This window comes from Parasedimentitalea nitratireducens, from assembly GCF_057444295.1.
The window spans coordinates 459,461-473,924 of sequence record NZ_JBYAXC010000003.1; the positions used below are offsets into that span (position 1 = coordinate 459,461).

Annotated in this window: 15 protein-coding genes; 9 read left to right on the forward strand and 6 right to left on the reverse strand. The window is 57.6% G+C overall.

What is annotated here, in order from left to right:
• Positions 1-106: 106 nt before the first annotated feature.
• From AC2T28_RS12910 to bcoG, 3 genes are all read right to left on the reverse strand, one after another.
• Complete coding sequence (locus AC2T28_RS12910; RefSeq protein WP_486749398.1) at positions 107-445, reverse strand: hypothetical protein; 339 nt, start codon at positions 443-445, stop codon at positions 107-109.
• Between the two features lie 139 nt (positions 446-584).
• Positions 585-905 (reverse strand): hypothetical protein, encoded by a 321-nt coding sequence (locus AC2T28_RS12915; protein WP_486749399.1) that lies wholly within the window; start codon positions 903-905, stop codon positions 585-587.
• Positions 906-964: 59 nt separating this feature from the next.
• Positions 965-1,879 carry a 3-dehydrocarnitine:acetyl-CoA trimethylamine transferase BcoG gene (bcoG, locus tag AC2T28_RS12920; RefSeq protein ID WP_486749400.1) on the reverse strand — a complete coding sequence of 305 codons (915 nt, stop codon included), beginning with the start codon at positions 1,877-1,879 and terminating at the stop codon, positions 965-967.
• A gap of 133 nt (positions 1,880-2,012) precedes the next feature.
• Here bcoG and AC2T28_RS12925 point away from each other — a divergent pair, with 133 nt between their 5' ends.
• Positions 2,013-2,996, forward strand: a complete 984-nt coding sequence (locus tag AC2T28_RS12925) for a GlxA family transcriptional regulator (protein ID WP_486749401.1) — start codon at positions 2,013-2,015, stop codon at positions 2,994-2,996.
• 108 nt (positions 2,997-3,104) lie between these two features.
• Here AC2T28_RS12925 and AC2T28_RS12930 read toward each other — a convergent pair whose 3' ends face one another.
• A complete protein-coding gene (locus AC2T28_RS12930; protein ID WP_486749402.1) occupies positions 3,105-4,148 on the reverse strand; it encodes an aldo/keto reductase in 1,044 nt (347 codons plus the stop codon).
• Between the two features lie 131 nt (positions 4,149-4,279).
• Between AC2T28_RS12930 and AC2T28_RS12935 the strand changes: the two genes are divergently transcribed.
• The 5 genes from AC2T28_RS12935 to AC2T28_RS12955 all read left to right on the forward strand — a co-directional run bounded on the left by AC2T28_RS12935 (position 4,280) and on the right by AC2T28_RS12955 (position 8,840).
• Entirely contained in the window at positions 4,280-4,681 is a 402-nt protein-coding gene (locus AC2T28_RS12935) for a rhodanese-like domain-containing protein (RefSeq protein WP_486749403.1), read from the forward strand.
• Between the two features lie 77 nt (positions 4,682-4,758).
• Entirely contained in the window at positions 4,759-5,349 is a 591-nt protein-coding gene (locus AC2T28_RS12940) for a YceI family protein (RefSeq protein WP_486749404.1), read from the forward strand.
• Between the two features lie 83 nt (positions 5,350-5,432).
• Entirely contained in the window at positions 5,433-6,656 is a 1,224-nt protein-coding gene (locus AC2T28_RS12945) for an MFS transporter (RefSeq protein WP_486749405.1), read from the forward strand.
• 64 nt (positions 6,657-6,720) lie between these two features.
• A complete protein-coding gene (locus tag AC2T28_RS12950; RefSeq protein WP_486749406.1) occupies positions 6,721-7,179 on the forward strand; it encodes a thiol-disulfide oxidoreductase DCC family protein in 459 nt (152 codons plus the stop codon).
• The gene (locus AC2T28_RS12955; protein WP_486749407.1) at positions 7,176-8,840 is read left to right on the forward strand and encodes a saccharopine dehydrogenase family protein; all 1,665 of its coding nucleotides are present in this window, start codon (positions 7,176-7,178) and stop codon (positions 8,838-8,840) included. The genes AC2T28_RS12950 and AC2T28_RS12955 overlap by 4 nt, the downstream gene beginning before the upstream one ends.
• A gap of 142 nt (positions 8,841-8,982) precedes the next feature.
• Here the strand turns inward: AC2T28_RS12955 and AC2T28_RS12960 are convergent, their stop codons facing one another.
• Together AC2T28_RS12960 and AC2T28_RS12965 are read right to left on the reverse strand one after the other, a co-directional pair.
• The gene (locus AC2T28_RS12960; protein WP_486749408.1) at positions 8,983-10,665 is read right to left on the reverse strand and encodes a flotillin family protein; all 1,683 of its coding nucleotides are present in this window, start codon (positions 10,663-10,665) and stop codon (positions 8,983-8,985) included.
• A gap of 35 nt (positions 10,666-10,700) precedes the next feature.
• A complete protein-coding gene (locus AC2T28_RS12965; protein ID WP_486749409.1) occupies positions 10,701-11,432 on the reverse strand; it encodes an OB-fold-containig protein in 732 nt (243 codons plus the stop codon).
• A 257-nt stretch (positions 11,433-11,689) separates the two neighbouring features.
• Between AC2T28_RS12965 and metG the strand changes: the two genes are divergently transcribed.
• From metG to AC2T28_RS12980, 3 genes are all read left to right on the forward strand, one after another.
• On the forward strand, positions 11,690-13,408 hold the full coding sequence (metG, locus tag AC2T28_RS12970) for a methionine--tRNA ligase (RefSeq protein WP_486749410.1): 1,719 nt from the start codon (positions 11,690-11,692) through the stop codon (positions 13,406-13,408).
• A gap of 396 nt (positions 13,409-13,804) precedes the next feature.
• The gene (gene hemP, locus AC2T28_RS12975) at positions 13,805-13,969 is read left to right on the forward strand and encodes a hemin uptake protein HemP (protein WP_486749411.1); all 165 of its coding nucleotides are present in this window, start codon (positions 13,805-13,807) and stop codon (positions 13,967-13,969) included.
• On the forward strand, positions 13,966-14,442 hold the full coding sequence (locus AC2T28_RS12980; RefSeq protein WP_486749412.1) for a hypothetical protein: 477 nt from the start codon (positions 13,966-13,968) through the stop codon (positions 14,440-14,442). The genes hemP and AC2T28_RS12980 overlap by 4 nt, the downstream gene beginning before the upstream one ends.
• The last annotated feature ends 22 nt before the right edge of the window (positions 14,443-14,464 follow it).

Below are 14,464 nucleotides of genomic sequence, written 5' to 3' on the forward strand. Positions count from 1 at the left end.
TCGGGCGGCGCCTGCTTCAAAGCAAACGCAACTGGTACACCGCTCTCTCGAACGGCGCATTTGATTTTAGTTTGATGAACAGTTGGCCTTAAACCGAGGCTCTGGTTTATCCGGCCAACACAAGTTGCAGCAGGCTGAACAGCAGCCAGCCGCATAAGAACGTCACGCCTGCGATCCGACCGGCTGTCCAGAACTGGCGCAGCACCAAAGCTGCCAGTGCCCCCAGCCCGATCACAACCGCGCAAAGCCAAGCCGCTGCAGCCAGACCAATCACCGGCGGCAACATGGTATTCTCCAAGGCTTCTTCTGGTAGTGCTGCTAAGACCACGAACCCAAGAATAACCAGTGCCAAGGCCGAGAGCGGCCCTTTCCACCAAGCGGATTCGGATTGCAGGAAAGCAGTCAGAGAAAATATCGAAGCGGCGAAAAACGGAAATAAGATCATGCATGTACTCTATCCTCCCCTGTCCTGTTTGCAACTCAAAAGAAGCATGCTTTCGTGCCTCCCAACTCGAACTCGAACCTTTGCTCCTCAAAGCGTAAGCCACTACTGGCCACAGCCACCGATTAGGTCATTTGATTTCCTAATACCCTTCCCAAGTGACAACTTTTCCGTCTTCATCAAGTTCCTGCCATTTGCCAAATATCGGTGCGTTTGCAGAGCAAGTCCGCGTCTCCGCCATGCATGAAGCGCTGCAATCCGAGGCACGCGAGCACACCTTCCCTGCATCAGGGGAAGGAACTTCACACTGATAGGAAATGTGAGGGTGCCCAACATAATAGCGCCCCCCTTGCTCCTCACATGCCTTTGCATCCTTGGCATCATAAACCGGATCAATAACTTCAACCTCTGGCTGGCAAGCAGCCACAAGAACCACCATCAATCCTGCAATGAAATAGCGCATCAAAATTCCCTTTGTTTCGACAATTCGATGACGCTATCCCCTGTGCGGTCTTTGTCAATTCAGCCTTTGGGCGCTCGTTTCACCAGCCCCAGCTTCTCGCGCACCGCATCCGGCCCGATTACCCGCGCACCCATGTTCTCGATGATGGTGCCTGCACGCTCAACCAGCTGCCAGTTTTCGGCCAACTGCCCTTTGCCCAACCACAGGTTGTCCTCCAGCCCCACACGCACATTGCCGCCGGCAAGCACGGACGCCGCGACATAGGCCATCTGATCCCTGCCCAGCGAGAATGCAGACCAATTCCAGTCATCAGGCACATTGTTGACCATCGCCATAAAGGTGTTCAGATCGTTCGGCGCCCCCCATGGCACCCCCATGCACAACTGCACCAGTGCCTGGCTTTCCAACACGCCTTCTTTCACCAGTTCCTTGGCAAACCAAAGATGCCCGGTATCAAAGGCTTCAATCTCGGGCTTGACCCCCAGATCGGTCATCATCTGACCCATCGCCCGCAACATGCCCGGCGTGTTGGTCATCACGTAATCAGCCTCGGCAAAGTTCATGGTGCCGCAGTCCAGCGTGCAGATCTCGGGCAAGCATTCCGCGACATGCGCCATGCGTTCGGTTGCGCCGACCATGTCGGTACCGGCTTCACTCACTGGCAGCGGGTTTTCGACATCGCCAAACACCATGTCGCCGCCCATGCCAGCGGTCAGGTTCAGCACCATGTCTACCTCCGAGTCGCGAATGCGGTCGGTCACTTCGCGATACAGCGCCAGATCGCGGCTTGGCGCGCCGGTCTCAGGATCGCGCACATGGCAGTGCACAATGGCCGCCCCGGCCTTGGCCGCAGCTATGGCGCTGTCGGCGATTTGCGCCGGTGAACGGGGCACATGTGGGCTGCGATCCTGAGTGCCGCCAGACCCGGTCACTGCGCAGGTGATAAAGACGTCTTTGGTCATATTCAGAGGCATTTTGCTTTTCCCCGTGATGTACAGGGTTTTGCCTAGGGTTATCCCCAGGCTCTTCCCCAGATTCCTGTTTGATTTGATCCCCACTGTGGCTCAGCCTTGGGGTCTGAACTTTACAAGATGCGAATCGTACTTGATGAAATACGCAAAAAACATACTGCAGCCCGAGAACAGACCGCTGAAAACCGCGGTGCTGGTGCTCGACGAATGCAACACGCTGTCCTTTGCCGCCACGGTAGATCCGATGCGCGCCGCCAACCGGCTGGCCGGGCGTCATGCCTTTGACTGGGATTATGTCACCCCAACAAATGAGCCGTCGATGCTGACCAGCGGGTTGAGCGTCCCCGGCATTCCGCTGGCCCGATTGCAGGACTGCGAGCTGTTGATTGTTGTGGCTGGCTTCCAGCTTGCGCGCCAAGCCACCCCCAGCCTGTTGGCTGGACTGCGTCGCATCGCAGCCACCGGTGCCACAATCGCCGGCATCGACGGTGGCCCCTGGCTGATGGCCGAGGCAGGTCTGCTAGACGGTCACGCCGCGACCACCCACTGGGAAGATCTGGAAAACTTTGCCAGCCGTTTCCCGGATGTCGACACCCGTCAGGATCGTTTCACCCTGTCCGAGGGTCGCCTGACCTCGGGCGGCGCCACCCCCGCGATTGAAATGATGTTGCACATCATCGGCGCGCGCCACGGACACGGCTTTGCATCGCGCGTGGCTGGCCTGTTCCTGTATGACGGCCCCGCTGCCCCAACCCGGCCCCAAAGCCGTCTGGGCAGCCAGAAACACAGTGCCCTGACCGCCAAGGCCAATGCGCTGATGGAGTCGTCGCTGGATGAACCTCTGCCGCTGAGCTATATCGCCGAAAGCCTGGGCACCAGCCCGCGCAGCCTGCAACAGCAGTTCCGCCTGCGCCTGAACACCACGCCACAGGATCACTACCTGCAACTGCGCATGGCCGAGGCCCGCCGTCTGGTCACCGATACCAAGCTATCCCTGATGGATGTGGCGCTGGCCACCGGCTTTACCTCGCAATCCACTTTTGCGCGGGCCTTTCGTACGGCCCATGGCAGCACGGCCCGCGACCTGCGCCAGGACAGCTCACAGCCCTTTCAACACTAAGCGGCTGTTCTTCTGACCCGGACCCAGCTTCATCTGGCTAGAACTATCCCGGGGGTGAATGGGCCATCAGGCCCAGAGGGGGCTGCGCCCCCTCCCCCAGTTCATTACTTAATACGGCATTGGATTGGCGCGATGCGCCTGGTCGATCTCCCGCAAAACCTCACCCGATAACTCCAGATCAACTGCGCCCAGCGCGTGCTGCAACTGCGCCATCGTGGTTGCCCCAAATATCGCTGACGCCATGAACGGCCGTGTCCGACACCAGGCCAGCGCCATATGCACCACGTCCAAACCGTGACGCGCCGCAATGTCCAGATATGTGTCCACCGCATCATAGACCCGTGGCACATCGCGTCCGCCCAGCTCAGGGCTTAGTGACTTGCGCGAACCATCGGGCACCGCGCCTTTTTGGTACTTGCCAGTCAACAACCCAGTCCCAAGCGGCGAAAATGCCAGCAACCCCACATCCTCGTTTACACTCAGTTCGGATAGGTCGGTGTCATACATCCGGCACAGCAGCGAATACTCATTCTGGATCGAGGCCACCCTTGGGCCTTTGCCCTCTTCGGCCAATCGCAGCCACTGTGCCGTGCCCCAGGCACTTTCATTGCTCAAACCAAAGGCGCGAATATTGCCCCTATCCACCTGCTTTTGCAGCGCCTCCAAGCATTCAGCCATGTTATCCAGCGTTTCCTCGCGGTTCTGCGACGACGGGTCAAAGCTCCAGTTCTTGCGGAACATATAGCTGCCCCGATTGGGCCAATGGAACTGGTACAGATCGATGTATTCGGTCTGCAGGCGCTTCAGCGACCCCTCGATGGTACTAGCGATGGTCTTGGCCGAGATTGGCGCGCCATCCCGCACAATCCCCAGCCCCTCGCCCGAGTGCTTGGTGGCCAGGATGTAGTCGCCCCGGCGGCCGCTTTTGGCATTCCAATTGCCGATGATCTCTTCACTGCGCCCCACCGTCTCGCGGCGGATCGGATTGACCGGATACATCTCGGCCGTGTCGACAAAATTAATACCAGCCGCCAGCGCGTGATCAATCTGCGTGTGAGACTCGGCTTCCGAGGTCTGAGTGCCAAAGGTCATGGTGCCAAGGCACAGCTCAGAAACCTGCATTCCAGTGCGGCCCAAAGGGTTCATTTTCATGTCGCGCAATCCTTTTATTCGTCGGTCGCGACAGTACCCCCTCGAGTGATAAGCGCAAGCACCGCGCAGTCGCCGCTTGAGCCTGGGGGCAAAATCGGCAAGTCTTATACGTGAGAACGGGGGGGGAAACCATGCCACAGAACATTACCAAGGGTATCAAGTCTCTTCTGGCCGAGGCCAACAATGTTGCTATTGCCCTGCCAGTGGCCGAAGCAAAGCCCCTGGCCGAAGATGAAGGCCATGTGTTTATTGACCTGCGCGACATTCGCGAAATACAGCGTTTGGGGATGATACCCGGCGCGCATTCTTGCCCGCGTGGCATGCTGGAGTTTTGGATCGACCCAGACAGCCCCTATCACAAACCGCTGTTTAATCAGGACAAGATCTACGTGTTTTACTGTGCCAGCGGTTGGCGATCAGCCTTGGCCGCCAAAACCGCAATGGAGATGGGACTGGCACCGGTTGTTCACCTTGAAGGCGGGTTTTCGGAATGGGTCAAACAGGACGGCCCGGTGGTGAACCGCGAAAAGTAGCCGCGAATGGTCAAAGCCAGCCAAAGACAAGTGCATCAAAATGCAAATCGGTTTAGGCTATGCGTCCGGAGGCGATGATGATCCACAGACGAGACGCCATTTGCGGGCTTGCCAGCGCCTGCCTGTTGCCCAGTGCCGTGGTAGCAGTGCCCAAAAGCTATGGGTTGGATCTGTCCAAATCCCGCGTTGAATTTCAGTTCAGGTTGAACGGTATTTCCCAGACCGGCACAATCCCGGTTGATCACGTCGAGGTCACCGTTGATCCGGCAAACCTGTCGAAGTCGCAGGTTGATGTAACGCTGGATGTGACAAAGGCCAGAACCGGATTGGTTTTCATCACCCAAGTGATGACAGGGCCCGAGGTTCTGGATGCAGCCCGGTTTCCAACCATACGTTTTGTGTCCCGTCGCATCATTTTAGGGGCCGCCGGGCGTATATCTGAGGGCGCGCAGATTGTGGGTGATCTAACATTGCGCGGCGTAACCCACCCCATCACACTTCAGGCTGCCCTGTATCGGCCACGCGGCACCCCAGCCAACGACCTAAGCCAACTGGATGTCAATCTGCGCGGAAGCCTGAGCCGCCGGGCCTTTGGCGCTTCGGGGTATCCTGATTTGGTCGACGATATCGTCTCGTTAGACATTCAGGCCCGGATCAAAGAGACTTGATAGCCCCAGATCATAAGTCATATGCGACATTCCTGTCGAAAACAGTGGCGCTCAGTGGCTTTGTCTGAGCATCTTAGGCAGTTATGCGCCTGATCATTTCTTTTGCCGCCCTTCTTTTGTCTGTTGTCCTGCTGCAGCTGTCGACCGGAGGCGTGGGCCCGCTGGATGCCATCTCGGGGCTGACGCTCAATTTCACCAATGAGCAGATCGGTTTGCTGGGCTCGGCGCACTTCATGGGTTTTTTCATTGGCTGCTGGTGGTCTCCAAGGCTGATGGGATCAGTCGGACACTCACGTGCCTTTGCCGCCTTTACCGCTCTTGGGGCTATCGGGTTGATCGGTCACACATTGACCGACAATCCACTGGCCTGGGCCGCGATGCGCATTGCGTCGGGTGTCTGTGTGGCGGGCTGTTACACGGTGATCGAGGCCTGGATGAATGCCAAGGTCACCAATGAAAACCGCGGCCGCGCGATGGGCAGTTATCGCATTGTCGATATGGGGGCCTCGTTGGCGGCGCAGTTGCTGATCGCGGTGCTGCCCCCTGCGGCCTATGTCTCGTATAATCTGCTGGCCATTTTGTGCTGTGCCGCGTTGCTGCCACTGACCCTGACCCGGGCCAGCCAGCCTGAAACCCCATCGGCCCCCCGTTTGCGCCCCGCCCTAGCCTGGCGCTGTTCGCCGCTAGCGGTCGCAGGGGTGCTTGTTGCCGCACTCGGGTCCGCCTCGTTCCGAATGGTTGGCCCACTGTATGGCCAAGAGGTTGGACTGGAGATTGACCAGATCGCCTTCTTCCTGGCGGCCTTTGTATTGGGCGGCGCACTGGCGCAATACCCCATGGGATGGCTCGCCGATAAATACGACCGTCGCTGGGTGCTGATCTGGCTATCGGTCGCTGCGATCGTGTCCAGCGGCGTGACCGTCGCCATTGCTAATTTTGGCACACTGGCGGTGATGCTGTCAGCTGGCGTCTTTGGTTTTACCACCTTCCCGATCTTCTCGGTTTCGGCAGCCCATGCCCATGACTTTGCCAATTCCAGTGAAAGGGTCGAACTTTCGGCAGCGCTGATGTTTTTCTTTGCCTTAGGCGCCATCGCCAGCCCCTTTGCCGCCTCGACCCTGATCGACAGCTTTGGACCAAGCGCGCTGTTTGCAATGATTGCTCTGGGCCATCTTGCGCTGATTGTCTTTGGCCTAAGCCGGATGCGCGCCCGTCCAACCCCAGAAGAACGCACCAGCTATGTCTACGCACCGCGCACCTCGTTTGTCATTGGCCGACTACTTAAACGCGCCCGTGAACGCAAATAGCTGCGACACTGACACCGGGTTTACCGGGTTGAACTTGGCCTGATCCCCCGCTTAGGGTCCGGTCATGTATTTGAACCACCCCCTTTACTCATATCAAAGCGATGATGCGGTCCCAGCCTTCAACGACACCGGCCCGGTCTGCGTGATGGACGCTCGCTGTTCGCTCTGTGCACGCGGGGCGGCGTGGATTGCTCATAATGACACCCAGTCAGCCTTCAAGATCGTCCCCCTGCAATCACCGCTGGGCGGCGCGCTGATGACCCATTTCGGCATGGACCCAAGTGATCCAACATCCTGGCTCTATCTTGAAAATGGCCAGGGCTATGCCTCGTTGGATGCCGTCATGCGGGTTGGCAAACGTCTAGGCGGTGTCTGGAGAAGACTTTCCATTCTACGCTTACTGCCCCGGGGGCTGCGCGATGTGTTGTACCGAACCGTCGCTAGAAATCGCTATCGCTGGTTTGGCACGGCGGATCTATGTAGCCTGCCGGATCCTGAAGTCCAGAAACGGCTGATGACATGAGAATTTTAATTCTGGGCGGCTATGGTGTCTTTGGTGGGCGTCTGGCCGAGCTGCTGTCGGATACCCCCAATCTTGAACTGCTGATTGCCGGTCGCAACCTGTCTCGTGCAACCGCGTTTTGCAGCGCTTTTCAGGGCGTCGCAACGGCTGAACCCGTACAACTGGATCGCCTGTTGCTGGATCAGGCCCTTGAAGATCTTACGGTAGATCTGGTGGTCGATGTCTCGGGGCCATTTCAGAACTATGGCGCGGCGCAATATACGGTGATCGAGGCCTGTATCCGCCACCGCGTCAACTATCTGGACTTTGCCGATGCCGCCGACTTTGTGTTTGGCGTTTCGCAATTTGATCAAGCTGCCCGCGATGCAGGTGTCTTTGTTCTCTCGGGTGTCAGCAGTTTCCCGGTTTTAACCTCGGCAGTGCTGCGCGAGATGTCCAGGGACATGACCATTGAGACGGTCAAAGGCGGTATTGCCCCAACCCCCTATGCCGGGATCGGTCAAAACGTTGTGCGAGCCATACTGGACTATGCCGGGACCCCAATCAAACTCACCCGCAACGGCCAGAAGACAGCTGCCATCGGCCTTGCCGAAAGCCTGCGTTACACCATCGCCGTTCCGGGCAAACTGCCGCTCAAAAACACCCGTTTCTCGCTTGTTGACGTCCCTGAGTTGCAGGTGCTCCCAGCTGAATTTCCCACCCTGTCCGATATCTGGATGGGCGCGGGCCCACGCCCCGAAATCTTGAACCACATGTTGACCCTGCTGGCCAAGATCCGTCACCGGCTGAACCTGCCCAGCCTTGCGCCACTTGCGCCGCTGTTTCACTGGGTGTTGAACCTGATGCGGTTTGGTGATCACCGCGGCGGCATGTTTGTTCAGGCAACCGGCCTGCAAAACGGCCAGCCTATTGAGCGATCCTGGCACTTGTTGGCCGAAGGCGACGATGGCCCCTACATTCCATCGATGGCCACCGAGGCCATCATCCGCAAGGTGCTGGACAACAAGCCTCCGCAAGCCGGCGCTCGGGCTGCAACTCAGGAGTTGGATTTATCCGATTATGAGCAACTCTTTGAAGGACGCTCCCTTTACATGGGATTTCGTACCGAACCCACTGGCCAGCTGCCCCTGTACCGGCAAGTTCTGGGCGACGCCTTTGATCAGTTGCCGCCGCAGGTCCAGGCCCTGCATGACGACGCCAACGCCCGCACTTGGGAAGGCACCGCCCGTGTCCAGCGCGGAGATGGCGTAATTTCAAAGATCCTGGGCAAACTGATCGGCCTCCCGCAAACCACCGACAACATACCTGTCCGGGTGCAGTTCACGCCTCAGGATGGCGGTGAAAAATGGACCCGTAGATTTGGCGAGCAAAGCTTTTCGTCCATTCAGACGCCAGGCACCGGCCTTAGTAACCATCTAGTCAACGAACGGTTTGGTCCTATCACGGTTTCCCTGGCGCTGGTGATCGAAGGTGAGAAACTGTTCCTGATCCCTCGCAGATGGTCGCTGCTTGGCCTGCCACTACCGCAGTTCTTACTGCCCCAGGGGCAAAGCTTTGAATCCCAGGCCAAAGGTACCTTCCGCTTTGATGTGGAAATTTCATCCCCCTTGATTGGTCTCATCGCGGCCTATCAGGGAGAGCTGCGCCCAGCTGCAAGCTAAGCACTCAATAGTCGAGCCCTGCAGGTGCCGCTGGACCAAAATTCTTCTAAGAATTTTGACCGGAAAATTCGAATTTTCCGGGTTAGATATGGAAAGGGCCGGTTTAACCCGGCCCCTTTGCAGTATGTTGTGAAGTCAGAGGTTACCCTTCGATAATCTCACTTTCAGCGTCAGGTTCACCCTCTGCAACCTGCGCGGCGGGCTTTGGCGCCAACGCACCATTGGTCAAACCACTCACGCCATCTTCCATCGACAGCCCCAGCTCTTCGCCCAATTTCTTGAGCGCAGGCATCTGCACCGCCATGCCCATGATCGAATCCAGGGCTTGGTTGACCACCGGCTTGTCGCCACCGCCCACACCACCAGCAGCACCCGAAGCAACGCCACCCACACCGCTGACCTGGTGGATCTTGATTGAGTCGATCTTCTCGGCGGGTTTGACCATCTCTGCAATGATTGACGGCATCGCCTCAATGCGGGCCAGATCAACTTTCATGCCGACCTGCTCACTCGACAACACATTAGAGGCCTCGACAATGGCCCGCTTACCTTCCGCCTCGGCCAGCATGTCGTTCTTCTTGGCTTCAGCCCGGATGTTCAGCGCATCGGCTTCAGCCTGGGCTTCTTCACGGCGCGCCTCGGCACGGTCGGCAGCGGCCTCTTTCTCGGCTTGGGCTGCCAGACGGATCCCAGTAGCCTGACGTTCCGCCTCACGGGTGGCCTCAATCAGCACAATCTGCTTCTGGCGTTCCGCCTCGGCCACCTGACGGGCGGTTGCCACTGCCTCGGTGGCCTTGGTGGCTTCGGCACGCGCCAGATCGGCGGATGCACGGGCCCGGCTTTCCTCTTCGGATTTCTGCGCCACAATCACCTGACGCTCCTGCTCTGCCACTTCCAGCTCGCGCTCTTTGGAAATCTCGGCATCACGGATCTTGCGCTCCCGCTCAATTTCGGCAGCACGAATGCTCTCCTCGCGGGCAATCCGAGCACGTTCAGTTTCGCGCATCGAATCTTCACGGCGTGCGGCAATCTCAGCCTCTTGCGCCGCCTTCAACGTCTCAATCTCCTGCGCCTGGGCAATCTCGGCTTGCTTTTCGTCCTGCTCAATCGACAAACGCTGACGCTCAGCCTCCATATGGGCGCGACGCACCGCAACTTGCGCTTCCGCCTCGATCTGAGCGCGCTCTTTCTTCGAATTTGCAATAACCTCGGCAAGCTTGCGCATACCCACTGCGTTAAAGGCGTTATTTTCGTCCAGCGCCTCAAACGGTGTCTGGTCCAATGCGGTCAACGAGACGGATTCCAGCGAAAGGCCGTTTTTCAACAGATCCTCAGACACCGCATTCTGTACTTCCTGAACAAAGTCAGCGCGTTTTTCATGCAAGCCGTCCATGGTCATCTGCGCCGCAACGGCCCGCAGACCATCCACCAGCTTACCTTCGATCATCTCGCGCAACTGGTTCACATCAAATGTCCGGTCCCCCAGCGTTTGTGCTGCGCGAGCAATGCCTTCTTCGGTGGCATTAACCGAGACATAGAATTCGACCCCCACATCAACACGCATCCGGTCTTGCGTAATCAAAGCTCCGTCACCGTTGCGGTGAACCTCCAGACGAAGGGTTTTCATATTGACTGGACTGACCTCGTGAAACAACGGAACAACGACGACGCCACCATCCATGATCACCTTTTTGCCCCTAGCCCCAGTCCGAACCAGGCTAATTTCGCGAGACGACCGGCGGTAAACGCGCTTCATCACCAGCCCCATAAGAATAAGGAACACCAGAACACTGGCAACGGCGATCAACAAGAATTGCAACTGCATGAGTTACCTCCCTAAAAGTTTGAATTTATAGTCTCTTAGTCGGACAAGCCGACCAGTACATAGGTGCCGCTGCGACGGTCGCGCAGCACCAATACCTCGGTTCCCTGGGTCAGGGTCTCACCATCCTTTAGCGGCTCTGCCCGCAGGTGATGTTGATTGCCAAACCGATCAGTGACCCGCACCTCGGCCGCGCGGCCACGTGAGGCGGTGCCTTGTGAGATCACCCCGCGGCGACGACCCAATTGGCTTAGCGACGAGGCCTCGGTCTCGGTCTGTGGCAATAGACGTGCAAACATGCCGCCAAACCCACGTGCAAACCACAGGGCAAAAGCACCAGCGGGCAAGGCCGCAAGTGTGGCAGGTGCCAGCAAGCCAAACAGCTCTTTCAAGGCCACCTGCAGCCCCAAACCACTTAGACCAAACCCCATTAAAACCGTTGCCAACCAGATCAGCATTGGCATCTTGCCCAGCCCCAGCCAGCTGGCCAGACCATCGCTAGCTTCAACGCCGCTGTCGACATCGACCTCCGGCTCAAACTCAGCTAACTCCAGATCACCCGGATCCACCAGCAATCCCTCGGGATCAAGATCCAGATCAAAATCCCCCAGATCCGGCGCATCGCCAATGTCTGGGGCAACCTCATTGTCGCCGCCCATCAAACTGCCACCCAGCAACAAGGCCACCAGTTCAAGCCCCATCAGGCCAAACAAAAGTGCCAGAGCAAAGGAAAAAGGTGCAAATGCACCTTCGAGCAGGAAGTCAAACATATATGGGCCGCCAATCAGTTGGTATGCAAAGGTATACAATTCAGTTAAGAAGCACAGTGTCTGTTTTCAAGGGGTTAAACCAAATTAATCCACACCCGAACGTTCTGCGCTCCTCAATTGCGTCAACTTATACAGGAACACAGTAGTGCAGTCAGCCGTCAAAGCAGGGGGAAATTTCCAGAACCGTTCGCTGGGGGATTTCTAACCGCCAAAACTTACGTTAGACGGATCGTCAGACAGCTAGGCGGAAAAGTGATATGGCACGAATTCTCATTACCTCGGCACTTCCCTATATCAATGGGATCAAGCACCTGGGCAATCTCATCGGCAGTCAGCTGCCGGCGGATCTGTACGCCCGTTACAATCGCGGTCGCGGCAATGAAGTCATGTTCCTCTGCGCTACAGACGAGCACGGCACCCCGGCTGAACTGGCTGCTGCAAAAGCAGGCAAGCCGGTCGCCGAGTACTGCGCCGACATGCATGGCGTACAGACCGACATTGCCAATCGCTTTGGCCTGTCGTTTGATCATTATGGCCGTTCCTCCAGCCCACAGAACCACAAGCTGACTCAGCATTTTGCCAGCAAGCTGGCCGATGCAGGTCTGATCACCGAAGTGTCTGACCGTCAGGTCTATTCCAATGCTGATGGCCGATTCCTGCCCGATCGCTATGTCGAAGGCACCTGCCCCAATTGCGGCCATGACGGCGCGCGCGGTGACCAATGCGAAGAATGCACCAAGCAGCTGGACCCAACCGATCTGATCAATCCGCGCTCGGCGATTTCCGGCTCCACCGATCTGGAGGTCCGCGAGACCAAACACCTGTTCCTGCGCCAGTCCGAAATGCGCGATCAGCTGGACCAGTGGATTGATTCCAAAGCCGATTGGCCGGTGCTGACCACCTCGATCGCCAAGAAATGGCTGCATGACGGTGATGGGCTGCAAGATCGCGGCATCACCCGCGATCTCGACTGGGGTGTTCCGGTCAAGAAAGACGGCGAAGATTGGCCCGGTATGGAGGGCAAGGTCTTCTATGTCTGGTTCGATGCACCTATTGAGTACATCGCCGCCGCTGGCGAATGGGCTGAGGCCAATGGCAAAAGTGACGCCGACTGGGAGCGCTGGTGGCGCACCGACAAAGGCGCGGATGATGTGAAATACGTCCAGTTCATGGGGAAGGACAACGTGCCGTTCCACACCCTGTCCTTCCCGTCGACCATCCTAGGCTCGGGTGAGCCGTGGAAGATGGTCGATCACCTGAAATCGTTCAACTACCTGAACTATGACGGCGGCCAGTTCTCGACCTCTAAGGGTCGCGGCGTGTTCATGGATCAGGCGCTGGAAATCCTGCCTGCCGATTACTGGCGCTGGTGGCTGCTGAGCCACGCACCTGAAAGCAGCGATTCCGAGTTCACCTGGGAAAACTTCCAGCAATCCGTGAACAAAGACCTGGCCGATGTACTGGGAAACTTTGTCTCGCGCATCACCAAATTCTGCCGCTCCAAGTTTGGCGAAGCGGTGCCCGAAGGCGGCGAATATGGCGAGCAGGAACAGGCCCTGATTGGTGAACTGACCACCCGCATCCGCGCCTACGAGGGCCACATGGAGGCAATGGAGGTCCGCAAATCGGCTCAGGAGCTGCGCGCCATTTGGGTGGCAGGCAACGAATACCTGCAAAGCGCAGCCCCCTGGTCAACCTTCAAGACAGACCCAGAGAAAGCGGCCACACAGGTGCGCATGGGGCTGAACCTCATCCGCCTCTACGCTGTACTTAGTGCGCCATTTATCCCAACAGCCACGGCCAGCATGCTCAGCGCAATGAACACGCTTAATACCAGCTGGCCCGATGACGTGGCCGAAGCGCTGAACGCCCTGCCGGTTGGACATGAATTCTCGGTCCCCGAAGTGCTGTTTGCCAAGATCACAGATGATCAGCGCGAAGATTGGCAAGAGCGTTTCTCTGGCAAACGCGACTAAGCAATTGCCAACAATAGTTTTTAAACGCGCTCCTAGTGGGGCGCGTTTTTTGTTTCAGCCATGCGGCCTATGCTTTGCCAATCCCGGTGACCCACTGATTTCCATAAAAAATTAATCCCGACTAAAAAACTCAGGTTGACTATCCTGAGTAATTAAATCAGGTTAGCGACATTCTAGCCAACCTGACGACTCAGGTCAGCCCGAGCAGCATCAATTTAGATCAGAGCGCCCCATGTCGCACAGTGTTTCAACAGTTCAAAAGCCGCAGCCAGATGCGCCTGTTCAGTCCAAGCTGAACACGTTTTGGTCCCAGGCCGTATCCGAACCCGAAACCCTGTCTGGCTTTTGTCTGGAATGGATCCAGGACCGGGCGGCTATCAGCAAAGGGCGACCCTCATGAACATGCACGTATCCCAAGTGAAAACTCCCTCACCAGAAGTGTTCCCGACCTACCACGCCGAGGAACTGACCAAAGGCGGCAATCAGGCCCGGATCCTTTTGAACGGTCAGATCTACAGCCTGCGCATCACCCGCGCTGGCAAGCTTATCCTGACCAAATGACCCAAGCAGCAGCACGTCGGGGGGGCGCCACTGTTGGCGTCCTCTCTGATCTATCCCCGATCGAAGCCACAGCCGTGCGCCACCTGCGCCAGTGGTTCAGCAGCCCTGAAACACGGCTCGACATGCGTGATGACGTGAGTGATCGCCTGGGCCCCGAGCTGTGCGAGATCGCGCTCGAGACCTTTGGTCAGCTCTGCATGCTCTGCGTTGAACACGGCCGCCGCCCGCTGTTGCGTCACGGGCTGACCTGCGATTGCCTTGGCGCCGATGAAAACTGTTTTGCCAATATGATCGCCGCCGCTGCGGATGGCCAAGTCGACGACACAATGTTGTTTGCCTCGCTGATCGTGCGGCCCTCCTTGGCGCGGGAAATTCTCCCCCTCGCCTCCGAATTTGGTCACTTGCTGCGGCAGATGACCACCGCAACGCCGCCGCCCGTTTTGGGTCGGCCTTGCTCTGCAACTCTTCACTAATTTCAAACACTGACAAGGATAT

Bases quoted from the DNA above. Each gene is read 5' to 3' on its own strand.
- AC2T28_RS12955 (WP_486749407.1), top strand. From the start codon at position 7,176: ATGAGAATTTTAATTCTGGGCGGCTATGGTGTCTTTGGTGGGCGTCTG.
- bcoG (WP_486749400.1), bottom strand. From the start codon at position 1,879: ATGCCTCTGAATATGACCAAAGACGTCTTTATCACCTGCGCAGTGACC.
- AC2T28_RS12950 (WP_486749406.1), top strand. From the start codon at position 6,721: ATGTATTTGAACCACCCCCTTTACTCATATCAAAGCGATGATGCGGTC.
- AC2T28_RS12925 (WP_486749401.1), top strand. From the start codon at position 2,013: ATGAAATACGCAAAAAACATACTGCAGCCCGAGAACAGACCGCTGAAA.
- AC2T28_RS12945 (WP_486749405.1), top strand. From the start codon at position 5,433: ATGCGCCTGATCATTTCTTTTGCCGCCCTTCTTTTGTCTGTTGTCCTG.
- AC2T28_RS12965 (WP_486749409.1), bottom strand. From the start codon at position 11,432: ATGTTTGACTTCCTGCTCGAAGGTGCATTTGCACCTTTTTCCTTTGCT.
- AC2T28_RS12910 (WP_486749398.1), bottom strand. From the start codon at position 445: ATGATCTTATTTCCGTTTTTCGCCGCTTCGATATTTTCTCTGACTGCT.
- AC2T28_RS12935 (WP_486749403.1), top strand. From the start codon at position 4,280: ATGCCACAGAACATTACCAAGGGTATCAAGTCTCTTCTGGCCGAGGCC.
- metG (WP_486749410.1), top strand. From the start codon at position 11,690: ATGGCACGAATTCTCATTACCTCGGCACTTCCCTATATCAATGGGATC.
- AC2T28_RS12930 (WP_486749402.1), bottom strand. From the start codon at position 4,148: ATGAAAATGAACCCTTTGGGCCGCACTGGAATGCAGGTTTCTGAGCTG.
- AC2T28_RS12915 (WP_486749399.1), bottom strand. From the start codon at position 905: ATGCGCTATTTCATTGCAGGATTGATGGTGGTTCTTGTGGCTGCTTGC.
- AC2T28_RS12980 (WP_486749412.1), top strand. From the start codon at position 13,966: ATGACCCAAGCAGCAGCACGTCGGGGGGGCGCCACTGTTGGCGTCCTC.
- AC2T28_RS12940 (WP_486749404.1), top strand. From the start codon at position 4,759: ATGATCCACAGACGAGACGCCATTTGCGGGCTTGCCAGCGCCTGCCTG.
- hemP (WP_486749411.1), top strand. From the start codon at position 13,805: ATGAACATGCACGTATCCCAAGTGAAAACTCCCTCACCAGAAGTGTTC.
- AC2T28_RS12960 (WP_486749408.1), bottom strand. From the start codon at position 10,665: ATGCAGTTGCAATTCTTGTTGATCGCCGTTGCCAGTGTTCTGGTGTTC.